The organism is Bradyrhizobium sp. BR14999, assembly GCF_056106085.1.
Window position 1 is genome coordinate 7,322,531 of the sequence record NZ_CM148536.1, and the last position, 20,905, is coordinate 7,343,435.

At 63.6% G+C, this 20,905-nt stretch carries 20 protein-coding genes; 9 read left to right on the forward strand and 11 right to left on the reverse strand.

The genetic code is table 11. The annotated features are described in order from the left end of the window. Window positions 1–11 precede the first annotated feature (11 nt). The 3 genes from ACR9YP_RS34180 to ACR9YP_RS34190 form a co-directional block, all read right to left on the reverse strand. Window positions 12–191 (reverse strand): hypothetical protein, encoded by a 180-nt coding sequence (locus tag ACR9YP_RS34180; RefSeq protein WP_091893701.1) that lies wholly within the window; start codon window positions 189–191, stop codon window positions 12–14. 175 nt (window positions 192–366) lie between these two features. Continuing rightward, the gene (locus ACR9YP_RS34185; protein WP_091893699.1) at window positions 367–591 is read right to left on the reverse strand and encodes a hypothetical protein; all 225 of its coding nucleotides are present in this window, start codon (window positions 589–591) and stop codon (window positions 367–369) included. A 155-nt stretch (window positions 592–746) separates the two neighbouring features. Further along, entirely contained in the window at window positions 747–2,177 is a 1,431-nt protein-coding gene (locus tag ACR9YP_RS34190; protein ID WP_438110246.1) for a TAXI family TRAP transporter solute-binding subunit, read from the reverse strand. A gap of 306 nt (window positions 2,178–2,483) precedes the next feature. Here ACR9YP_RS34190 and ACR9YP_RS34195 point away from each other — a divergent pair, with 306 nt between their 5' ends. The 4 genes from ACR9YP_RS34195 (at window position 2,484) to ACR9YP_RS34210 (ending at window position 7,655) form a co-directional block, all read left to right on the forward strand. Continuing rightward, window positions 2,484–3,731 (forward strand): MFS transporter, encoded by a 1,248-nt coding sequence (locus ACR9YP_RS34195; protein ID WP_438110248.1) that lies wholly within the window; start codon window positions 2,484–2,486, stop codon window positions 3,729–3,731. Window positions 3,732–3,867: 136 nt separating this feature from the next. Beyond that, entirely contained in the window at window positions 3,868–5,061 is a 1,194-nt protein-coding gene (locus tag ACR9YP_RS34200) for a M20/M25/M40 family metallo-hydrolase (RefSeq protein WP_438110250.1), read from the forward strand. A 74-nt stretch (window positions 5,062–5,135) separates the two neighbouring features. Beyond that, window positions 5,136–6,224 (forward strand): mandelate racemase/muconate lactonizing enzyme family protein, encoded by a 1,089-nt coding sequence (locus tag ACR9YP_RS34205; RefSeq protein ID WP_438110251.1) that lies wholly within the window; start codon window positions 5,136–5,138, stop codon window positions 6,222–6,224. Between the two features lie 282 nt (window positions 6,225–6,506). Further along, complete coding sequence (locus ACR9YP_RS34210; RefSeq protein ID WP_438110253.1) at window positions 6,507–7,655, forward strand: amidohydrolase; 1,149 nt, start codon at window positions 6,507–6,509, stop codon at window positions 7,653–7,655. A 6-nt stretch (window positions 7,656–7,661) separates the two neighbouring features. Here ACR9YP_RS34210 and ACR9YP_RS34215 read toward each other — a convergent pair whose 3' ends face one another. Further along, complete coding sequence (locus ACR9YP_RS34215) at window positions 7,662–7,877, reverse strand: hypothetical protein (RefSeq protein ID WP_438110255.1); 216 nt, start codon at window positions 7,875–7,877, stop codon at window positions 7,662–7,664. A 115-nt stretch (window positions 7,878–7,992) separates the two neighbouring features. Between ACR9YP_RS34215 and ACR9YP_RS34220 the strand changes: the two genes are divergently transcribed. The 4 genes from ACR9YP_RS34220 (at window position 7,993) to ACR9YP_RS34235 (ending at window position 12,262) form a co-directional block, all read left to right on the forward strand. Next, window positions 7,993–8,715, forward strand: coding sequence for a DUF72 domain-containing protein (locus ACR9YP_RS34220; RefSeq protein ID WP_438110257.1), 723 nt, complete (start codon window positions 7,993–7,995; stop codon window positions 8,713–8,715). Window positions 8,716–8,950: 235 nt separating this feature from the next. After that, window positions 8,951–10,387, forward strand: coding sequence for a sodium:solute symporter family protein (locus tag ACR9YP_RS34225; RefSeq protein ID WP_438110258.1), 1,437 nt, complete (start codon window positions 8,951–8,953; stop codon window positions 10,385–10,387). Beyond that, entirely contained in the window at window positions 10,384–11,577 is a 1,194-nt protein-coding gene (locus ACR9YP_RS34230; protein ID WP_474217927.1) for a sialidase family protein, read from the forward strand. Before ACR9YP_RS34225 ends, ACR9YP_RS34230 begins: the two co-directional genes overlap by 4 nt. Window positions 11,578–11,581: 4 nt before the next feature. Continuing rightward, window positions 11,582–12,262 (forward strand): SDR family NAD(P)-dependent oxidoreductase, encoded by a 681-nt coding sequence (locus ACR9YP_RS34235; protein ID WP_474217928.1) that lies wholly within the window; start codon window positions 11,582–11,584, stop codon window positions 12,260–12,262. A gap of 34 nt (window positions 12,263–12,296) precedes the next feature. Here the strand turns inward: ACR9YP_RS34235 and ACR9YP_RS34240 are convergent, their stop codons facing one another. Next, window positions 12,297–13,484 (reverse strand): CaiB/BaiF CoA transferase family protein, encoded by a 1,188-nt coding sequence (locus tag ACR9YP_RS34240; RefSeq protein ID WP_438110262.1) that lies wholly within the window; start codon window positions 13,482–13,484, stop codon window positions 12,297–12,299. 166 nt (window positions 13,485–13,650) lie between these two features. Between ACR9YP_RS34240 and ACR9YP_RS34245 the strand changes: the two genes are divergently transcribed. Further along, complete coding sequence (locus ACR9YP_RS34245; RefSeq protein ID WP_438110264.1) at window positions 13,651–14,538, forward strand: VOC family protein; 888 nt, start codon at window positions 13,651–13,653, stop codon at window positions 14,536–14,538. Between the two features lie 224 nt (window positions 14,539–14,762). Here ACR9YP_RS34245 and ACR9YP_RS34250 read toward each other — a convergent pair whose 3' ends face one another. The 6 genes from ACR9YP_RS34250 to ACR9YP_RS34275 all read right to left on the reverse strand — a co-directional run bounded on the left by ACR9YP_RS34250 (window position 14,763) and on the right by ACR9YP_RS34275 (window position 20,903). Continuing rightward, window positions 14,763–15,140: a PRC-barrel domain-containing protein gene (locus ACR9YP_RS34250; RefSeq protein ID WP_438110266.1), complete on the reverse strand. Its 378-nt coding sequence runs from the start codon at window positions 15,138–15,140 to the stop codon at window positions 14,763–14,765. 823 nt (window positions 15,141–15,963) lie between these two features. After that, window positions 15,964–16,092 (reverse strand): hypothetical protein, encoded by a 129-nt coding sequence (locus ACR9YP_RS34255; protein ID WP_018322638.1) that lies wholly within the window; start codon window positions 16,090–16,092, stop codon window positions 15,964–15,966. A gap of 116 nt (window positions 16,093–16,208) precedes the next feature. Then, window positions 16,209–17,558 (reverse strand): fumarylacetoacetase, encoded by a 1,350-nt coding sequence (gene fahA, locus ACR9YP_RS34260; protein ID WP_474217929.1) that lies wholly within the window; start codon window positions 17,556–17,558, stop codon window positions 16,209–16,211. Further along, window positions 17,555–19,249, reverse strand: coding sequence for a cation/acetate symporter ActP (gene actP / locus ACR9YP_RS34265; RefSeq protein ID WP_474217930.1), 1,695 nt, complete (start codon window positions 19,247–19,249; stop codon window positions 17,555–17,557). The genes fahA and actP overlap by 4 nt, the downstream gene beginning before the upstream one ends. Next, window positions 19,246–19,566: a DUF485 domain-containing protein gene (locus tag ACR9YP_RS34270; RefSeq protein ID WP_474217932.1), complete on the reverse strand. Its 321-nt coding sequence runs from the start codon at window positions 19,564–19,566 to the stop codon at window positions 19,246–19,248. Before ACR9YP_RS34270 ends, actP begins: the two co-directional genes overlap by 4 nt. Before the next feature lie 44 nt (window positions 19,567–19,610). Further along, a complete protein-coding gene (locus ACR9YP_RS34275; RefSeq protein WP_474217933.1) occupies window positions 19,611–20,903 on the reverse strand; it encodes a CaiB/BaiF CoA transferase family protein in 1,293 nt (430 codons plus the stop codon). Between the last annotated feature and the right edge of the window lie 2 nt (window positions 20,904–20,905).

Genomic DNA, 20,905 nt, shown 5'->3' on the forward strand with positions numbered 1-20,905 from the left:
TGATGTCCGCGCTAGCGCGGCGTGATCTCATTGACGGCAGCAATCTGCAGCCCAGCCTCGTTCAGGGCTTCAGTGATCTGCTTGGCCAGCAGCTTGGCTTCTTCGGTTCCGATTTGGACGTCAGGATGTCCTTTGAAGAACGCGCAAACCGTCGTGGCGATGATGGTATTCACCTGGTGCGGATCATCCATTTTCTGCACGCGAAATTGCGAATGACTTCACCGGATCGGCGGTGCGTCAGCCTGCGGGACCGAGACGATCATCGCAAGCCAAAGAACGAAAGAATGGCCGCGATCACAACGACGAGCCCTATGAGGTAATCAGGCCGTTCTTCGCAATTCTCCTCTTCGACTTGATGACTTGAATTTATTCGAGGGTCGTGGGCGTATCCTTGGCATTACACTGCTGAACGGTCAGCTTCTCGATCTCCACTTCCTTCTCTATGGCCGTTAGTGAGTTGCCGATCTTGTCGACGATCCTGACCAGATCGGTATTGGAGATGCGAAGCCGCCTGCGTACGGACTTGACCTGCACTGCGTTCGCAAGATCGAGCGTTGTGCGGATGGGCCGTGGCGGTCTTGAGGACAGCATGAGTAGATCTCCTGACCGAGGTAAGAGCGACGATGTCTTTTTTGTTCCTATCGTCCGCCGACCGAAGGCCCCCGAACGGAGATGAGTACGGCGAGGCGGCTGGCAGCCGTCGCGGGCACCGCGGAGCCAGCTGCGACAGGTTCAGATGGCCGCCCTCATCCGCGCGGCGTAGCGCCATGGCCCGCTACCGCGCCGCGAACGGTTTCGATTGTGGCGCGTTGCAACGCGGCTCGCCTCTCGGCAATGGCATTGCCCAAGAGGTCGAGCACCAGCCCAAATGCCGCCAGCTCCTCCCCCTCGATAGCGCCGTCATCGTAGCACTCGAGCGTTTCAGCGATGATGGCGTCGGCCTCGCGCTGCAGGGCCAGAAGTTCCTGATTGGATTCCACGGTGCGCGCGCTGGAAACCATGGCCAGGATTCTCTTGCGATGGCTGGTGTTGTCCTCCCTTTCGTCGCGGTTCAAATAGCGACGCAACCAGGCGCCGGCCGAGCCGATTCCGGAGAGAAGCAGGAGCCCGAACCAGAAGTAATCGCCATACCGGTCGAGGAAGGTGCGTTCATTGCCGTCGATGACGGCCGCCGCTCCCCGATGGACCTGCAGCTCGGTGTCCTTCTCGAGGTCCGGCTTGGTGATGTGCGCAGCGCCGGGGGCCAGCCGCGCAATCGTCTGGCGAATGGCAAAGAGCTGCCGGAAAAAGGCGGCGACCGTCGTTTCGGACAAGGTCTTTCTCGCCACGATGAGATGGCTGACGCTGACTGTCTCAACTTTGTCATCCGGCCAGGCTGGATCCGCATTGAAGACGCTGGGCGGAATCTCCTCGGATTCATAGCGGGGATACTTCAGGGCGATCGCTTCCGATGTCTCGATGGCGAGAAACTTCGGCTCGCCGCGTGCCCGCGCCGTTGCGACGACGGCCTCCGCTGTAATTTTGCTGTCGAGCGGCCCGACCGCCATGAATGCATCGAGGGTGCGATCGCGCGCCAGCTCCTGGATCTGTTCAGTGCCAAAGTGCGTCACCGCGACCTTGTCCGCCTGCACTCCGGCGGCGCTCAGGATGACGCGCAGCAACGCGGCGTTCGCCGGGGCCCGCCCGATCACGCCGACACGGCGCCCTGCGAGATCGGCGACCTCCTTGATTTTCGGCGGGCTCCTTCTTTTCGAACTCTTGCCGGCAAGTCCAGACGGCGCCCACAGCACAACGAAGTTCTTGCGCAAGACGGCGACGGTTTGCGCCGCGGCGGGCATTTCCAGGTCGCCGCGGCCGACGGCAAGGTCCGCCTTGCCAGCCCCAAGCAGAGCGAGAGACTCCACCGCCCCTTCGGTTTTGATCGGAGCCAGCCTGATAGTTCGACTTTCGCTGCCGAAGGCATCGGCCATCGCCTGAATGACTTTGTAGTCGTCGCTGCCCGGCGGTCCAACGGCGATCCGGAGAATGTCCGGCCGCAACGCATAATAGAGTGCACCCGTTGCGGCGCCGAAAACAAGAAATCCAACGGCGAGGACCAACAGTAAGGAATTGCTCCTTCTCCGCTCTCGGCGGGCCGCGTCACTGGTCGTCTGACTTGGACTCTCGGACGAGGACATTGCCGCTGCCGCCGCAGATCAAGGCGCCTCCCGCTTGGCAGGATACCACGTTTTCCCGAGCATAACGTCTTGGCGGCCGTCCTGGTTCACAACCGTCCGAGGCCGCCTGAACGCCTGCCAAGCGCGCCGTCGTGACGGCCGGCACTCGGCAAGGGTCATGCTGATTGCCGGCTGCCTGCACACCTGGTCTTTCGCGCGGTGATCCAGAGAAGCCACATTCCGGAATGAGGGGGTCCCGCTGCCGCCATTGGCGCCCGCCCCGCGATCATGTACGCCGATCCGAAATCTTCTCGGGACGGGACGCCCATGACGACCGCTGCCACGAAAGACGCGGGAGATGGCACCCGCGCGCTGATCTTTGCGCTGCTCGCGCTGGCCTGCGGCCACATGCTCTCGACCCTGCTGCGCACCATTCCGGCCGTCAGCCTTGACCTGATGGCGGCGGATTTCGACATGGAGCCGCAGGCGCTCGCCAGCCTCACCTCGGTCTATCCCTTCGCCTTTGCCGCGGCGCAGATCCCGGTCGGCGCGGCGATGGATCGCTTCGGCGTGCGGCCGGTGGCGCTCAGCCTGCTCGCGGGAACCGTGATCGGTGCCATCGCGTCGGGGTTTGCGACCCGGCCTGCGAGCTTTGCAGTCGGGCAGGTGCTGCTCGGCGTTGCCACCTCGGGCATGCTGATGTGCCCGATGACTCTTGCCGCCAAGCAATTGTCGGCCGGCCGCTTCGGGCTATGGTCGGGCGCGATCCTCTCGATCGGCAATATCGGCATGCTGCTGTCGTCGAGCCCGCTCGCCTTTGTAGTCGACAATTGGGGCTGGCGCGCCGGGTTCTGGATCTCCGCAGCTGGCGGCGTCGCGGTGGCGCTCGCCGTGTTCGCGCTGGTGCCGCACCAGGCGGCCGAGCACAAGGACGATTCCTCGCCGCTATCGCAGATGATCGAGGTGCTCCGGCTCGGACTGTCGCGGCCCTTGCGCGGCCTGATCGCGTTGGCGCTGGTATCGCTCGCGAGCTCGCTGGTGCTGCGCGGCCTGTGGGGCGGACCGTGGCTGATGCAGGTCAAGGACCTGTCGCGGGTCGAGGCCGGCAACCAGCTCGGCGCGTTCACGCTGGCGATGATCGCCGGCCCGCTGTGCATCGGCATGATCGACCGGAGGCTGGGCCGCCGCCGCGCGCTGGTGGCGGCCTCGCATATGGTCGGGGCGCTGCTCCTGGCGCTGATGGCGTTGGGGGCGCCGCATTACCCGGTCTCCGTGCTGTTCGGCCTGCCATCGATGCCGCCACAATACGACCTTGTGCTGTTCGTGCTCATTGGCCTTGCGACCTCCGCGCAGCCGTTGCTGTTCGGCATGTCCCGGCAGCTGGTCGATGCGCAAACCGCGGGCAAGGCGCTCGCGGCCGTGAACCTCGCATTCTTTCTCGGCGCGGCCTTGATGCAGTCGGTCACCGGTGCGGTGGCGGCGCTCGCCGGCCTGCCGGCGGTGCTGCTGTTCATGGCTGCCATGCTGGCATTCGGCGTGCTGATCTTCTTGGCTTACACCTCGCCAAGCCCATAAAGCGCGATGAGATCAGAATGAATCGTCATCGCGCTTTTAGGTTATTTGTTTGAGCATGATCTTTTCGGAAAACCGCTGCACACTTTTCCGGATCATGCTCTAGGATGACGCGCCCCGCCCGCCAAAGGAATCACTCATGCCCGTCGACACCAAAGCCGCCACCGACCGCCTCATGCGCTTCCTCTCCGTCGAGGGCGTGACGGGACAGGAGGCGGCGATCGGGCGAGAGCTCACGGCCGCGCTGAAGGAATGCGGCGTGCCGGCCAAGGCGATCCGGCTCGACGATGCCAACACCCGCATTCCCGTGCCGACCGAGACCGGCAACCTCATCGTCGACCTGCCCGGCCGCGGCGCGCTGCACAACCAGCCGCGCATCATGTTCATGACCCACATGGACACCGTGCCGCTCTGCGCCGGCGCGAAGCCGAAGAAATCAGGCCGCAAGATCGTCAACGCGGCCAAGACCGCGCTCGGCGGCGACAATCGCTGCGGCTGCGGCGTGCTGGTGACGCTGGCCGCAGAGCTTGCGAAGCAGAAGCTCGATCATCCGCCGATCACGCTCTTGTTCTGCGTGCGCGAGGAGAGCGGGCTCTATGGCGCGCGCCACGTCAAGCTCGACGAGCTCGGCGCGCCGGTGATGGCCTTCAACTATGACGGCGGCTCGGCCTCCAACGTCGTCATCGGCGCGGTCGGCGCCGACCGCTGGACCGTCGAGATCTTCGGCCGCGCCTCCCACGCCGGCGTGGCGCCGGAGCGCGGCATCTCCTCGACCATGATCATGGCGCTGGCGCTCGCCGAGGTGAAGGCGGGCGGCTGGTTCGGCAAGGTGGTGAAGGGCAAGCAGCAAGGCACCAGCAATGTCGGTCCCGTCACCGGCGGCGAGGGCCGCCCGGCGGGCGATGCCACCAATGTCGTCACCGACTACGTGCATGTGCGCGGCGAATGCCGCAGCCATGACGGAAAGTTCTTCAAGGAGATCACCAAGGCCTACAAGGCCGCGTTCGAGAAGGCCGCCAAGAAAGTCACCAACGCGCAAGGCAAATCCGGCAAGGTCAAGTTCAAGGCGCAGACCGACTATTATCCGTTCCGCATGAAGGAGAGCCTGCCCGTGGTCAAACGCGCGATCGCGGCGGTCTCTGCCGTGGGCGGAACTCCGAACGTGCGCGCCGCCAATGGCGGCTTGGATGCCAACTGGATGGTCCGCCACGGCATTCCGACCGTGACCTTCGGCGCCGGACAGAACGAGGCGCACACGATCGACGAATGGATCAATCTCGACGAATACGACCGCGCCTGCGCGCTGGCGCTGCAGCTCGCGACGATGCGGTGAGCCGCCCTGCACGGTGCGCGCTTGCCCGCCGGTGCGCACCGTCCTAGCCTGCAAAGAAAACGCAGGAAGGAACCATGGCGCGTATCACAACGACCGAGACCGGACTCTACCGGATCCCCCTCCCCATCACGCTCTCCGACTCCACCCATGGCGAGATCGCCGCGTTCGAGCTGATCACCTGCCGCATCCGTGATGCCGACGGCGCCGAGGGTGTCGGCTACACCTACACTGTCGGGCGCAACGGCGGCGCCGCGGCCGACATCCTCACGCGCGAGATCCCCGCGCTGATCGAGGGACGCGAGGCCGACGACACCGAAGCGATCTGGCATCACCTCTGGTGGGCGCTGCATTATGGCGGCCGCGGCGGGCCGGTGGTGCTGGCGCTGTCCGCGCTCGATATCGCGCTGTGGGACCTGAAGGCGCGGCGCGCCAAGCTGCCGCTGTTCCGCCTGCTCGGCGGTTTCGACGCGGCCGTGCCGTGTTATGCCGGCGGCATCGACCTCGATCTTTCCGTCGATGCGCTGCTCAAGCAGACCGACGGCAATCTCGCCAAGGGATTTCGCGCCATCAAGATGAAGGTCGGCCGGCCCGACCTGAAATCCGACGTCGCCCGTGTCTCCGCGATGCGGCAGCATCTCGGCGACGGTTTTCCGCTGATGGCGGACGCCAACATGAAATGGACGGTCGAGGAGGCGATCCGCGCCGCGCGTGCTTTCGTTCCCTACGACCTCACTTGGCTCGAGGAGCCGATCATCCCCGATGACGTCGCAGGCCACGCACGGATCATGCAGGCCGGTGGCGTGCCGATCGCGGCCGGCGAGAATCTGCGCTCGCTGTGGGAGTTCAAGAACTACATCGCCAGTGGCGCGGTGTCCTATCCCGAACCCGACGTCACCAATTGCGGCGGCGTGAGTGCGTTCATGAAGATCGCGCGGCTGGCCGAGGCCTTCAACCTGCCGGTCACCAGCCACGGTGCGCACGACATCACCGTGCATCTGCTCGCGGCCTGTCCGAACCGCTCCTATCTGGAGGCGCATGGTTTCGGGCTGGACAAATATATCGAGCATCCGCTGGTGCTGAAGGACGGCATGGCGCTGGCGCCGGACCGGCCCGGCCACGGCATCGGTTTTGACTGGAAGGGGCTGGCGAAGCTGGCGGGGTAGCGGGCGGTGCGCTTAACCTCTCCCGCTTGCGGGAGAGGTCGTATCGCATCGAAAGATGCGATACGGGTGAGGGTTCTTTCCTCTTGGGGAATCCCATTGCGGAGCCAACCCTCTCCCCACCCCTCCCGCGCAAGCGGGGGAGGGAGCACACCTTGCCCGAAGTTCGCACCGAGCTGACGGCGAGCGACGTTGCTGCACGCGAGGCATTCCAACGTGCTGGATGCAGTGCACGGATATTGCCGCTATGGTGCCGCCGCCAATACCTTGCGAGAGTCACCCATCTTGACACCCGAGCTGCACCAGAAACTGACCGCGTGGCGCCAGCACCTGCATGCGCATCCCGAATTGTCCCTCCAGGAGAACGCCACCGCCGCTTTCGTGCAGGATAGGCTCACCGAGCTCGGCATCCCCTTCGTCTCAGACATCGGCGGGCACGGCATCGTCGCGACCTTGATGCGCGGGCATGCGCAGAGGCGCGTCGGCCTGCGCGCCGACATGGATGCGTTGCCGATCACCGAGGACACCGGCCTGCCCTACGCCTCAAAAACGCCCGGCGTGATGCATGCCTGCGGCCATGACGGGCACACCGCCTCGCTGCTCGGCGCGGCGGCGCTGCTCGCCGCCGACACCGATTGGAGCGGCACGGTCGATTTCATCTTCCAGCCGGCCGAGGAAGGTTTTGGCGGCTCGCGCGCGATGGTCGCGGCCGGGCTGTTCGACCGCTTTCCGATGGAGCGGGTGTTCGGCTTTCACAACTGGCCGGGCCTTGCCGCCGGCACCATCGCGGTCCATGACGGCGTCGTCATGGCCTCCGGCGGACGCATCACCATCACCATCGAGGGCCATGCCGGGCATGCCGGCATGCCGCATCTGACGCGCGATCCGGTGATGGCGGCCGGCCATCTGATCGTGGCACTGCAATCGATCGTGGCGCGCGGCGTCGATCCGCTCGACACCGCCGTGCTCTCGCTGTGCACGATCGAAGGCGGCACCGCGCCGAACCAGATCGCCGGACGCGTCGTGATCCGCGGCACGCTGCGATACCACCGCGATGCGGTCAAGGACACCATCCTCGACGGGATCGAGCGCACGTGCGCTGGCATCGCGACCAGCTTTGGCGTCAAGGTCACGCCCGAGATCGTCATGGGTGTGGGCGTGGTGATCAACACGCCGGCGGAAGCGGGCCTCGCCCGCATCGCTGCGGAGAAGGTGCAGGCTCCCGTGCGGCGCGACCTCGCGCCCAGCATGGCCGGCGAGGATTTTGCGTTCTACCTCCAGCAGCGGCCGGGCGCCTTCGTCTGGATCGGCAATGGGGACTTGCGCGACGGCGCGGAGCTACACGGCCCGCGCTATGATTTCAACGACGCGATCCTCCCGGTCGCGTCGAGCTGGATGGCCGAGGTCGCCAAGACGGCGTTGGCGTCGAACTAGGCCTGCTCAGGAAATCTCGCGCGGCAGCTTCCAGTCCGGCAGCGGCTCGCAAACCTCGTCAACCCGCTCGACGTGATAACCGGCGGGCAAAAGATGGCCGCCCTCCTCGTCCGCGACGGGAACGTCGGTCACCAGTCCCTCGATCAAGGCGGCTTCCCACACCTCTTTCTCGGTGGGAAAGGGACTGCCGATCTGCTTGTTGCCTTCGAACAGCGCGTACATCGGTTCCGGTCCTGCGTTGGCTAGAGCATTATCGAAAACGCTCTAAGTTCACGAGCAACGTATCGGCCGCACGGACGTTCCCTTCCGGCAAATGGCAACGGATGGCACGCAAAAGATGGCGCGCGTTCTGATCGGCACCTCCGGCTGGCACTACGCCTCCTGGCGAGGCCCGTTCTTTCCCAAGGGCGTGACGCTGAAAGAGCAGCTTCGCTACTACGCCGGACAATTCGACACCACCGAGCTGAACGGCGTGTTCTACCGCACGCCGACGCCGGAGGCGGTGAAAGGGTGGCGGGAGCAGACCGGGCGTGATTTCGTCTTCGCCTGGAAGGCGTCGAAATTCATCACGCACTGGAAGCGCCTGTCGGGCCGCTCCGTCAACAGCCTCGAGCTGCTGGAGGATCGCATCTCACGGCTGGGCGGCAAGGCCGGCCCGATCCTGTTCCAGCTCCCGCCGCAATTCGAGGCGGACGCCGACCGCCTCGCCGCCTTCTTCAAGCTGTTGTCGCGGAGGCGACGCTACAGCTTCGAATTCCGTCATCCGAGCTGGTATCAACCGCGCATTCTGCGAATGCTGGCCGACGAGAACATCTCGCTGTGCCTGTCCGACCATCACGATGCGCCGGCACCATGGAAGCGCACGGCGGATTTCGTCTATGTGCGCGGACACGGCCCGAGCGGGCGCTATCACGGGCACTATACCAAAGCCACGCTCGCGCAATGGGCGCGACGGATCAAGTCGTGGAAGCGGCAGGGCTGTGACGTCTATGTCTATTTCGACAACGACCAGAAGAGCGCGGCACCGGCCGATGCACGGGCGTTGAAGCAGTTGCTGTAGCAGGCGGACGCCGGCTCGCCCCGCATAGCTCGACCTCTTGATTCCCGCCGTGGACGAAGGGAACGGGCACCCGCTTCCCCGCGCGTTCCGCGCCTCGCGGCGCGCCCGTGCGCTTGACGCAAGGCGTCTTGAGAGGTCTAATAGTCACTGACAACAATTGTTCGCATTCCGAACATTTTGCTCGGACCAGAGCGGGCTCACAACACCGCGTCCGTCACCAGAGGAAACGCCAACGATGCAAGCCATCCTCAACGGCGAGAGCACGCTCATCATCACGATGATCGTCGCCTATATCGCCTTCACGTCCTGGCTCACGCTGAAACTGCGCAGCCGAACCAGCGAGCAGTTCATGACCGGCGCGCGCGCAATGCCGGCCGTCGTCGTCGGCGTGCTGATGATGTCCGAATTCGTTGGGGCCAAGTCGACCGTCGGCACGGCGCAGGAGGCCTTCCAGTCGGGCATCGCGGCAGGCTGGGCCGTGCTCGGCGCCTCGATCGGCTTCTTGCTGTTCGGGCTGTTGATGGTGAAGAAGCTCTACAATTCCGGCGAGTACACCATCTCGGCCGCGATCGCGCAGAAATACGGCAAGTCGACCATGCTCACGGTATCGGTGATCATGATCTACGCCCTGCTGCTGGTGAATGTCGGCAATTACGTCAGCGGGGCAGCCGCAATCGCCACGGCGCTGCATGTCAGCCTGCCGATCGCGATGTGCGTCATTGCTGTCGTCAGCACCTTCTACTACGTGTTCGGCGGGCTGAAGGGCGTCGCCTGGGTGACGATCCTGCACAGCGCCTTCAAGGTCGTCGGCATCCTCATCATCTTTGCGGTGGCGATGTCGCTGACCGGCGGGATTGCGCCGATGCAGGCCAAGCTGCCGGCGCACTATTTCAGCTGGGACGGCAAGATCGGCTTTGCGACCATCTTCGCCTGGACCTTCGGCACGGTCGGCGCGATCTTTTCGACGCAGTTCATTGTCCAGGCGATCTCCTCGACGCCGAGCGCCGACGACGCCCGCAAGGCGACCTTCTATGCCGCCGCGTTCTGCCTGCCGCTCGGCATCCTCCTCGCACTGATCGGTGTCGCCGCGAAATTCCTCTACCCTGACATGAACAGTCTCTACGCCCTGCCGGTGTTCCTCGAGAAGATGCCGCCGCTGGCCTCGGCCTTCGTGACCACCTCGCTCGTCGCCTCGATCTTCGTCAGCGTCTGCACGGTGGCGCTCGCGATCGCCTCGCTCGTGGTGCGCGACTTCTACGTTCCATACTGGAAGCCGACGCCGGAGCGCGAGCTGAAGATGACCCGCGTGTTCTCGGTGCTGATCGGCATCGTGCCGCTGGTCTTCGTCTTCTTCGTTCCGGAGATCCTCAAGCTGTCGTTCTTCACGCGCGCACTGCGCCTGTCGATCACGATGGTGGCGATGATGGGCTTCTATCTGCCGCTGTTTGCCAGCAACCGCGGCGCCACGGCCGGGCTGATCGGCGCGGCGGTGTCGACCACGGTCTGGTACCTGCTGGGCAACCCGTTCGGCATCGACAACATGTACGTCGCCGCCGTGACGCCGTTGATCGTGATGGCGATCGAGCGCCTGGTGCTGAGCCGCTCGCCCACCGCCCCGGCGACGCCCCAGGCGGCGCAACCAAACGCCCTGATGGAAAGGACCTCGACATGATCGCCGACATGGAGATCGTTGCCGATGGCATCGTCCGCCCGGCGGCCGGTGATCCCGAGCGGTTCGACGCCTTCATTCCCTCGCCTTGCGTGCAGAACCACGCCGCCAATCTCATGCCGCTCGCGGGCGGCGATCTGGCTTGCGTCTGGTTCGGCGGCACGCAGGAGGGTATGTCGGATATCTCCATCTACTTTTCACGCCTACCCCGTGGCGCGACGCAGTGGTCGCCGGCTGAAAAGCTCTCCGATGACAAGGGACGTTCGGAGCAGAACCCGGTGCTGTTTCCCGCTCCCGACGGCACGCTGTGGCTGATGTGGACGGCTCAGCTCGCCGGAAACCAGGACACCGCGCTGATCCGCCGCCGTCTCTCGCGTGACAATGGCAAGAGCTGGGGCCCGATCGAGACGCTGTTCCCGGAGCAGCGCGGCCGCGGCACCTTCATCCGCCAGCCGGTCGTCGTGCTCGACAATGGCGACTGGCTGCTGCCCGTGTTCTATTGCCACAGCACGCCGGGCCGGAAATGGAACGGCGACGAGGACACCAGCGCGGTGAAGATCTCGTCGGATGCCGGCGCGACCTGGCGAGACGTCGACGTCCCCGGCAGCCGCGGCTGCGTGCATATGTGCATCGCGCGCCTCGACGACGGCTCGTTGCTCGCGCTGTATCGCAGCCGCTGGGCCGACAACATCTATCAGAGCAGATCCGCGGATCACGGCCGCACCTGGTCGGCGCCGGTTGCGACCGCGCTTCCCAACAACAACTCATCTATCCAGTTTACGCGGCTCGTGAACGGCCATCTCGCACTCGTGTTCAACGACTCGAGCGCCAATGACGCAACCGGGCGTCGGCTCTCGCTCTATGACGAAATCGAAGATGATCTGCCACCGGTTCTCGCCGCCGACGGCAGCACGGCGAACGGACGCACCGCATTCTGGGGCGCGCCGCGGGCACCGATGACGCTGGCGGTCTCGGCCGACGGTGGACGGAGCTGGACCAGGCGCAACGTCGAGACCGGCGACGGCTATTGCATGACCAACAATTCGCGCGAGCAAAGCAATCGCGAGCTATCCTATCCTTCCGTCAAAGAGACCGCCGACGGCGCGCTCCACATGGCGTTCACCTTCCACCGCCGCGCGATCAAATATGTGCGCGTGAGGGAGCCATGGGTGATGCGCGGCGCCCGGGACTGAGATCGTGGACAAGCGGCCTCACGCCCTCGTCACCGGCGCCAGTTCGGGGATTGGCGCTGCGATCGTCGAGCGGCTGCTGCGCGACGGCTGGCGCGTCACCGGGATCAGCCGGCGGGCCGCGCCATTCGACCATCCGGCTTTCGAGCATGTGTCGCTCGACCTTGCCGACGTCGAGGCCATCGCGGACGCCGTCGCGGGCATCGCGCCGACCGCGCTGGTTCATGCCGCCGGCATGCTGAGGGTCGGCCAGCTCGGAACGCTCAGCCATGAGGACGGCGCGGCGATGTGGCGGCTGCATGTCGAGGTTGCCGAGCGCCTCGCCGACGCGCTGGCACCGCGCCTGCCGAAAGGAGGGCGCATCGTCTTCATCGGCAGCCGCACCGCATCGGGTGCATCTGGCCGCGGGCAATATGCCGCGACGAAGGCGGCGCTGGTGGCGCTCACGCGGTCCTGGGCAATCGAGCTCGCACCTCGCGGTATCACCGTCAATGTCGTTGCGCCGGCTGCGACCGAGACGCCGATGTTGAAGGATCCCTCGCGCGCTGATGTTGCGCCAAAACTGCCGCCAATCGGCCGTTACATCCGCCCCGAGGAAGTTGCCGGCGCAGTCGCCTTCCTGCTCTCGGCGGAAGCCGCCGCCATCACCGGACAGCAGCTGGTCATCTGCGGCGGCAGCTCGCTTTGAATGCTCCGCCATCCCGGAGCTTGCAGCATGATAGCTAGATGATGCCGCCCTGCCGGAGCGCCGCGATCGCGGCCTCGTCGTAGCCGAGCTCAGCCAGGACGAGAGCGGTGTGCTCGCCAAGGGTCGGCGGGCGCGTTGCGATGTCGCCCGGCGTCTCCGACAGCCGCACCGCGGCGCGGGCGACCGGCGCCGGTTTCGGCAGGCCGGGATAATCGACGTCCTGCATGAAGCCGGCGGCACGGATGTGCGGATGGTCCAGCGCCTGTTGCGGGCTGAGGACAGGTCCGGTCGGAATCATCGCTCGTCCCAGCATGTCGACGGCCTCCTGCGTGGTGCGCTCGGCGCACCAGCGCGCCATCCGCTCGCTGATGATGGGGCCGTTGTTGCCGCGGCTGATGTCGTCGGCAAAGCGCGGATCGTTCAGCCACTGCTCTTCCTCGCCCATCAGCCTCGCCCAACGCTTGAACAGCGGATGACCGGTGACCTGGCACAGCACCCAGCCGTCTTGGGTGCGGTAGATGTCGGCTGGAGCCGCGGTCTGGCCGAGATTGCCTGTCGGCACGCGGTTGACTGATATGACCGCCTGCTCGATCAGCGTGGCATTGGTGAAGGACAAGGCGGTTGCGAGCAGCGCGCCCTCGACGATCTGCCCGCGCCCGGATTTGCCGCGCTCGATCAGCGCGGCGAGCGTTCCGAACGCGCAGTGCAGCGCCGTGCCGAAATCGACCCAGTTCACCGCGGCCCGATACGGCGGATCGCCCGCGCCCGTCATGTACACCGAGCCCGACATGACCTGCCCGACGCCGTCGAAGCCGACGCGGTCGGACCAGGGCCCCGGCCCGCCAAACGCGGTGGCCGTGGTCAGGATGATGTCGGGCTTGACCGCCTTCAAAGATTCGTAATCGAGCTTCATCGCGCGCAGGGTCTGCGGCGGCAGATTGGCGACGACCACGTCGGCGGTGGCAACCAGGCGGCGCATCACCTCCTGCCCCTCCACCTTCATCGGATCGAGCGTGATGCACTTCTTGTTGCGATTGACCTGGAGGAACAGCGCGCCTTCGCCATCCTCGCCCACCGGCGCCACGAAGCGATCCTCGCTGCCGTCGCGCTTTTCGACGCGAATGACCTCGGCGCTGAATTCGGCCAACAATGTCGCGCAATAGGGACCTGCGATATAGCGCCCGAAATCGAGAACACGGACGCCTTCGAGAACTCCTCCCATCGATCCCTTCCCCAATGTTTTCGTCAGATTACAGGGACTGCCCACCACAGCAAGGCGGCAATGGACATGATGCCCAGCTCGTAAGATGTGAACGGCGACCAGTTTCGGCGGACGGAAATACTGCTCTAGTATTGCCGCTAGATCCCCCAGCCGGAAGCAAATATCCATGCCGCAGCCATTCGATCGATCAGCCGAAGATCTCGGGAATGCGATCCATTTCGAGCACGTCAACGTCCAGGTCCCGGATCAGCGCCTGGCGACCCTGTTCTACGTCACGGGCCTCGGGCTGACCCGCGATCCCTATCTGATGGTGTCCGACACCAACATGTGGATCAATGCCGGGCGAAGCCAGTTTCATTTGCCGAGCGGCAGGCCGCAGGTGCTGCGCGGCCATATCGGGCTGGTCATCGCGAGCCGCGAGGCGCTGCTGGCGCGGCTGGCATCGGTCGCGAAGAAACTCGAGGGCACGGCCTTCGCATTCGCCGAGCGCAACGACCATGTCGAGGCGACCTGCCCGTGGGGCAACCGCCTGCGCTGCTACGAGCCGGACGCTGCGCGCTTCGGGCGCATCGCGCTCGGCATTCCCTATGTCGAATTCGACGTGCCCTTGGGCTCCGCGGCCGGCATCTGCGCGTTCTATCCCGAAGTCATGGGCATGCCCGCCGACTTGCGGAACGGCGACGGCAAGGTTGCCGCAGTGAAGACGGGCCGCGACCAGCATTTATTGTTCCGCGAGACCGATCGGCCGCAGGGCGACTATGACGGCCATCATGTGCAGATGTACATCACCGATTTCTCCGGCCCGTACCGCAAGCTGCTGGCGCGCGGCCTGATCTCCCGCGAGGACAATCAATACCAGTACCGGTTCTGCGACATCGTCGACCTCGACAGCGGCAAGCACCTCTTCACTGTCGAGCACGAGGTGCGCAGCGCCACCCATCCGATGTTCATGCGCCCGATGGTCAATCGCAATCCGGCGCTGACCAACCGGAATTATGCGTACGGGCACGACGAGGCGGCCTGGGCAATGGGGCCGGATCAGTATGAGGGATAGGGATAGGGAGCGCTGGCTGAACGTTTGAGCATGATCCCCGCGCAAACGCGTTCGGCGTTTGTCGCGAGGAAAACCGCTGCACACTTTGCGCTAACGCGGCCCTTCGGGTCCGGATCATGCTCTAGCGTCAGTCGGCAGGATCAAATCCGACAGCATCCAATGAGGGCCGGCCGATCAATTCAGCTGGCACTCACGATTGGAAATTTCCGACGCGCCGCCTGGCGTTATAGGCCACCCCGCCCTTCCCAATAGGTGGGCATCCCATAATAGCGGTGAGTTCGCGTTTCCCAGTCTCGATCCTGCCAGGAGTCATCGCTGAACTCAGGCGCATCCTTCAGCTGTTGCTCGGTGATGTTGGTTCGAAAACCTTCAAGCGACGTATCATATGTCAGAGCGCCCCAGGGAATGGGGTAGTGGCTATGACCCAAGCCAACAAATCCGCCGAAGCTCATGACCGCATAAGCCACGCGGCCTGACACCTTGTCGATGATGAGGTGATCAATCTCACCGATATTCTTTCCATCTGCACCGTACACCTCGGTTCCCTGAACATCTTCGCTCGAGATGCATTGATGATTCGGATGTGCTGTTGCGCGGGCCATGACCTTGTCTCCTTCACAAGTGGTTTTGTCGGCCTAACGCGGCCGCTCCGAGGGCGTTCCTGTCTTGGGAGAACATGTCGCAGCGCCGATCACCAACTTGTCGTCGCTGACACCGACTGTAACAACCCAGCCCTGGTCGCTCCGAGGAGGCACGCACACATGGCGACAAGAGCCGGGGCGACAGGCCGACAAAGAAGCTACGAAAGGACGCCCAACGAGGACGATGCAGGCACGCTCCACGTCGCGGGCTTCGTCGGTCTGCCACGACACTTTCGAGCGACAGCGCGCATCGCGCTGAGACCCGGACGGGCGGTCGCGCTCCGATGCGACTTCACTACGTGACGAGGCCGCGCCAGACCCAGCAGCTCCCCAGCCAGGCTGATTTCGGGAGTGGTCTCAGGCTGAGCGGGAGATCTGGCTGCGGCGGGAGGGATCGAACCTCCGAATGGCGGAATCAAAATCAGTTTGATTATTCAACGATTTCAAGCCGCATTTGGAAAAAATGTGCGAATTGGCCCCTAGTGAGATCAATTGCTTAGCAGGCTTTTCCAAATGGAAAAGCGCCCAGCGCGGATCGCAATCGGGCAGCCAACCCGCGACCTAGACCCTTGGTAGTTCGTCAAAAGCCTCCCTTGAAGCAACGGCTTGACAGCTACTAAACGAGTGCGCCGAGAGACCAAAATCGGGACCCGCTGCCGCGCAGGCCAATTCAACGTTCGCGCACAATCTACAGGGAGCGCCGCAGTTTCCATCACGCAGGCTCCCACACACGATTGCCGAGTTTGCTTGACCCCACGGCTACATCAACCACGTCGTGAGGGGCTCAGAAGACAAACGCAGCCAAGCGGCCCACCACGGCGACCGATAAGGCTACGAGAACGACGAGAAGTTGCCCAAACTGGACCTCTTCCATGTCGATGTCCGGCATCGTGATCATGGCGTATGCGATCATGTGGCAACTGTCCATGGCAGTTCCTCTCCTAGCTATCGTTCTGCCGTCTTCCGGGCAGTACCAACCCGCTCGGAGCGGATCGCTCGAGGGGCGACTCTTCGCTTAACACGCGCGGATCAGGCCGCCCTGCTTTCAAGCTCCGTCTGATGAGATGCCGCAATCGTTCCGACGCACACTCCGAAGCCGATGGATGCAAAACCCTCACGAGTGCAGCGCCCCTCAAATCGGATCTCGTCACCGTCGTGTAGAAAGCCGCGACGCTCTCCGTTGGGAAGCGTAATGGGGCGGGTTCCGGCAGACGTGAATTCGAGCATGCTGCTCAATTCAGCGTCGGTAGGTCCGGAAATCGTGCCGGTGCCGATCAGGTCCCCCGGTAGAAGGTTGCATCCATTGATCGTGTGGTGCGCAACCATCTGCGCCGGTGTCCAATATAGATATTTGGCGTTCGAGTTGAGAATTTCGACCGGAACGTCCCTTGCGGCCCGCATCTTTTCGGTCGTGAGAAACACCTTCAGGCTTATGTCCAGCCCGCCACTTTTCTGATCATCGTCGTCGAGCAGATATTTCAACGGCTGGGGGTCCCCGTGAGGACGAACCATCGCCGGAATGCGGAACGGCGCCAATGCGTCCGCGGTAACAACCCACGGCGACACAGACGTTGCGAAACTCTTGCTGAGGAATGGGCCGAGTGGGTACATCTCCCAGCGCTGGACGTCCCTCGCCGACCAATCGTTGAGTAGTGAATAGCCGACAATCTGTTCGCTTGCGCGCGCAACCGGGATTGGACTTCCGAGCTCGTTGCCGCCGCTGAGATAGAATCCCATCTCCAATTCGAAATCGAGCCGATCGCAAGGGCCGAAGCCGGGGCTGCCTCCGTCCACCGATGGCGTCCGCTGTCCAATGGGTCGGCGAACAACACCCTGCCCGACTTGCACCGAAGACGCCCGTCCGTGATAGGCAATCGGCACCCATTTGTAGTTGGCGGGCAGCGGATTTTCAGGCGTGAGAAGTGCGCCCGCCGCCTTCGCATGATGTATGCCGGCATAAAAATCCGTGTAGTTCGGCACCGCGGTCGGACGATACATCGTGCAAGCGCTCATTGGGACCAGCAGGTCCGACGCATGGCGGCGCGCAGCCTCACCGTTTGAACCCGCGTCAAGCGCGGCACTGATTGCCTCTCGTAAGGTGCGCAACGCGCGAGGTCCCAATGCAAACAGCGAGTTGAGCGAGGAGTCGGCGACGGTCCACTCGGGAATTTCTGCCGGCAGGAGACCGGCCCTGTGCGCCACATGAAGATCGAGGATCTGGTCGCCGATCCCAACCCCCGCGGATCGTTTTCCGTCCTTGTCACGGCTGAAGACACCGAGCGGCAGATTCTGAATGGGGAAGTCGCTGGAGGGATCGCTGGCGGCCGGCACAAAACTGCGGCGCGCCGGATCGTGGGTCTCGTCGATCGTGGCGTTCATCGTGCAACTCCTGCCAGCGCGTTGTTGCCTTCAGAGGGGCCGATGCCGATCTCCGATTGCACAAACTGAGCATCAAACGCGCGCCGCTCCGCCGTAGCACGGGCCGTTCGGTCACTCAGCGAACCGAGCCAAATCACCAGAAATGCCATAGGCATCGAGAAGAGCGCTGGATTGTCGTAGGGAAACAACGGTACCGCGAAATGGAACACCGCGACCCAGACTGTTTTGCTCAGCACGACGAACACGAGTGAGCTGAATAGGCCGACCAGGCCGCCGGCAACCGCGCCGCGCGTGGTAGTACCGCGCCAGAAGATCGCCATCGCCAGCACAGGAAAATTGCAGCTTGCCGCGACCGAAAGCGCTAACCCCGCCATGAACGCGACATTCTGGTTCTCGAAAGTGATGGCAAGGCCAACCGCGACGATGCCGGTGGCCACCGCGGCTATCTTCGCTACCATCACTTCGCGTGCCTCCGGCGCGTTACCCTTCGCAATCACCTGCCCATAAATATCGTGGCTCACCGCGGAGGCGCCCGCCAGCGTCAACCCGGCTACCACGGCGAGAATGGTGGCAAACGCGACGGCCGAGATAAACCCAAGCAAGATCGGTCCGCCCAGTGCGCCCGCCAGGTGGACGGCCGCCATATTGGGACCGCCGATCAGATCGGTGACCTTGTTGAACTGGCCACCCAATCCGACGTTGAAGAAACTCGCATCCGGCATAAGGACCACCATCGCGGCAAAGCCGAACAGCGGGATGACCAAGCAGAAGTAAGCCACGCAGGTCGTCGCATAGAAAACCGACTTCCTTGCACCTGCGGAATCCTTGACGGTGAAGAACCGCATCAGGATATGCGGCAATCCAGCGGTCCCGAACACCAGCGCGAGTCCAAGCGAGATCGCGGAGACCGGCTCAGCGAACAACCCGCCGGGAGAGAGAATTGCTGCACCCTTGGGGTGGACCCGGCTCGCCTCGGCGAAAAGGCGTTCAAGGCTGAAATCGAAGCGCCACAGCACCACCAGCGCCATCAAGGTGCCGCCGATCAGCAGTAGCAGCGCCTTGGTGATCTGAACCCAGGTGGTCGCCTGCATGCCGCCGACAGCCACATAGACGATCATCAGAAGTCCGACGCCAACGACTGCGAACAGATAGTTTACGCCGAACAGAAGCTGAATCACCTTGCCGGCGCCGATCATCTGCGCAATCAGGTAGAACAGCACGACCACGAGACTACCGGTGGCGGCGACCAAACGGACCGAGGTCCGATCGAGGCGAAACGACGCTGCGTCGGCGAACGTGTAACTGCCGAGGTTACGCAAGCGCTCCGACATCATGAACAGCACGATCGGCCAACCCGTCAAGAAGCCTAACGCATAGATGAGGCCATCAAAGCCGGTCGCATAGATCAGCGCCGAGATACCGAGGAAAGCCGCGGCCGAAAGAAAATCCCCCGCAATCGCCAGGCCGTTCTGGAGGGGTGTGATCTCATGTCCCGCGGTATAGAAGTCCGCTTTCGATTTGGTTCGACCAGCCGATCGATAGGTGATGAGGAGCGTGACGGCGACGATCAACAGGAACATGCCGATGGCAAGCCAGTTCAGATCGCGACCCGCTACAACAGCGGTCGCCTGCGCATGTGCCGAAAAGGGCACCGCCGCCGCAATGGCGGCCAGTAGAATACGCATAATCATCGGCCACACTCCCGGCGGATCAGCTGTGTCAGGCCGTCGAAGTAGGTGTTGGAACGGCGTACATAGTAGCCAGTCAAGGCAACGACCAAGGCGATCATGCCTAGCGCGATCACCATGCCCAACGGAACGGCTCCGCCTGCCGTGCTCTTCCCGAGCGCTGACGACGCCGCTGAGATCAGCCCGATGAAGCCGAAGAACATCAACAACGTGACGATCGAGAGTCCCCACCGCAACCGCGCCCGTGCGGCGGTCAGCTCCCGAAACGATGGATTAGACAGGATTTTTCGCGTTTGTTCCGAAGACAGCAACAACGACATGATTTCCCTCCCGCATCTTTTTTGGCTAGTTGGCTTCGGCGCAGCTAGGACGCCTGTTTCAGGGCATCGCCGCTATCGGGCGGCGCGGATACTCCTGGCAAGGGCGAGGGTCGCGGCGGAATGTTCGTCAACAGCACGCCCGAATTGGTAAGGGCAGTAATCTCCTGATCGGAGTAGCCGTATTCCTTCATCACTTCGACGTTGTGCTCGCCGCGAAAGGCAGCTTCGCGCGCGGCGGAAAGTGGCGTCTTTGAGAAGTGCCAGGGCTTGCCGGGGATTCTGACAGCTTTGCCGCGGCGGTCGGTAACCTCTTCTATCGCGCCCCACCATTTGACCCACTCCGAACCGGCGAAGTCCTTGACCGAGCGGACCACGCCGAACGCCAGCTTCACTTCGTCGAGCTGGGCATCGAGTTCGCCGGCCGTGGCAAAGGAGAGAATCCACTGCTGGATGATCTGGTAAAGGGCGTTGAGATTCTTCCGGCGCGCCGCCGGCGTGGCGAATCTGGGATCTGAAGCGAGATCGGGGCGACGCATCGCCGCGATGTAATTCGGGAACGTCAGACTGCTGACGACACTGGTCGCGATTGTGATGACGTCACCGTAGCTTGTCTTGAAGAACGGCGAGTCAGCAGGTCCGAGCGCCGCCGGTTCGGCGCCGAGATCCACGTCGGAGAGATCGGCGTGCACCCGCTCGTTGACGGCAAGCATGGTGGCGGCCATCGCAATATCGACATATTGGCCCTCGCCTGTTTGGTCGCGGTGATGCAGTGCTGCCAGAATGCCGATGATCGCTTCGAGGCCCGTATAAACATCAGCATGCGAATAGGCATCATGCCGCTTGACCGTGAGATCCTCGCCGAGATGGTCGATCATCCCGCCGACAAAGCCGGATTCGGCATGGACGGTCGGCGCGTAGGCGCTGCGGTGTGACAGCGCGCTGCCCTGGCCATAGCCGCTGATTGAGGCGTAAATCACTTTCGGGTTACGCGCGGCGACGGATTCATAATCGAGGCCGAAGAATTTCAATGTGCCGGCGCGAAAATTCTCAACGATGATGTCGGCGCTGTCGCACATCTTGCGCACGACTTCTCTTCCTTCGGGGAAGTTAAGGTCGATGCTGATGTTCCGTTTCCCGACGTTCTGTTGGATATAGTAGTAGGACATGCTCGCGGTATCGTCGCCGGGCAGTGCGTACCGTGAGATGTCTCCGCGCGGCGGCTCGATCTTGATCACGTCGGCGCCGAGGTCCGACAGGGCCCTGGTGCAGTGGGGACCAGCAAGGACGCGCGAGAAGTCGACGACCTTGATTCCTGCAAGGGGTGTATGATTTATCATGA

Bases quoted from the DNA above. Each gene is read 5' to 3' on its own strand.
- ACR9YP_RS34195 (WP_438110248.1), top strand. From the start codon at position 2,484: ATGACGACCGCTGCCACGAAAGACGCGGGAGATGGCACCCGCGCGCTG.
- ACR9YP_RS34225 (WP_438110258.1), top strand. From the start codon at position 8,951: ATGCAAGCCATCCTCAACGGCGAGAGCACGCTCATCATCACGATGATC.
- ACR9YP_RS34245 (WP_438110264.1), top strand. From the start codon at position 13,651: ATGCCGCAGCCATTCGATCGATCAGCCGAAGATCTCGGGAATGCGATC.
- ACR9YP_RS34275 (WP_474217933.1), bottom strand. From the start codon at position 20,903: ATGATAAATCATACACCCCTTGCAGGAATCAAGGTCGTCGACTTCTCG.
- ACR9YP_RS34180 (WP_091893701.1), bottom strand. From the start codon at position 191: ATGGATGATCCGCACCAGGTGAATACCATCATCGCCACGACGGTTTGC.
- ACR9YP_RS34255 (WP_018322638.1), bottom strand. From the start codon at position 16,092: ATGATCGCATACGCCATGATCACGATGCCGGACATCGACATGGAAGAG.
- ACR9YP_RS34205 (WP_438110251.1), top strand. From the start codon at position 5,136: ATGGCGCGTATCACAACGACCGAGACCGGACTCTACCGGATCCCCCTC.
- ACR9YP_RS34230 (WP_474217927.1), top strand. From the start codon at position 10,384: ATGATCGCCGACATGGAGATCGTTGCCGATGGCATCGTCCGCCCGGCG.
- ACR9YP_RS34215 (WP_438110255.1), bottom strand. From the start codon at position 7,877: ATGTACGCGCTGTTCGAAGGCAACAAGCAGATCGGCAGTCCCTTTCCC.
- ACR9YP_RS34250 (WP_438110266.1), bottom strand. From the start codon at position 15,140: ATGGCCCGCGCAACAGCACATCCGAATCATCAATGCATCTCGAGCGAA.
- ACR9YP_RS34270 (WP_474217932.1), bottom strand. From the start codon at position 19,566: ATGTCGTTGTTGCTGTCTTCGGAACAAACGCGAAAAATCCTGTCTAAT.
- ACR9YP_RS34190 (WP_438110246.1), bottom strand. From the start codon at position 2,177: ATGTCCTCGTCCGAGAGTCCAAGTCAGACGACCAGTGACGCGGCCCGC.
- actP (WP_474217930.1), bottom strand. From the start codon at position 19,249: ATGATTATGCGTATTCTACTGGCCGCCATTGCGGCGGCGGTGCCCTTT.
- fahA (WP_474217929.1), bottom strand. From the start codon at position 17,558: ATGAACGCCACGATCGACGAGACCCACGATCCGGCGCGCCGCAGTTTT.
- ACR9YP_RS34220 (WP_438110257.1), top strand. From the start codon at position 7,993: ATGGCGCGCGTTCTGATCGGCACCTCCGGCTGGCACTACGCCTCCTGG.
- ACR9YP_RS34185 (WP_091893699.1), bottom strand. From the start codon at position 591: ATGCTGTCCTCAAGACCGCCACGGCCCATCCGCACAACGCTCGATCTT.
- ACR9YP_RS34240 (WP_438110262.1), bottom strand. From the start codon at position 13,484: ATGGGAGGAGTTCTCGAAGGCGTCCGTGTTCTCGATTTCGGGCGCTAT.
- ACR9YP_RS34200 (WP_438110250.1), top strand. From the start codon at position 3,868: ATGCCCGTCGACACCAAAGCCGCCACCGACCGCCTCATGCGCTTCCTC.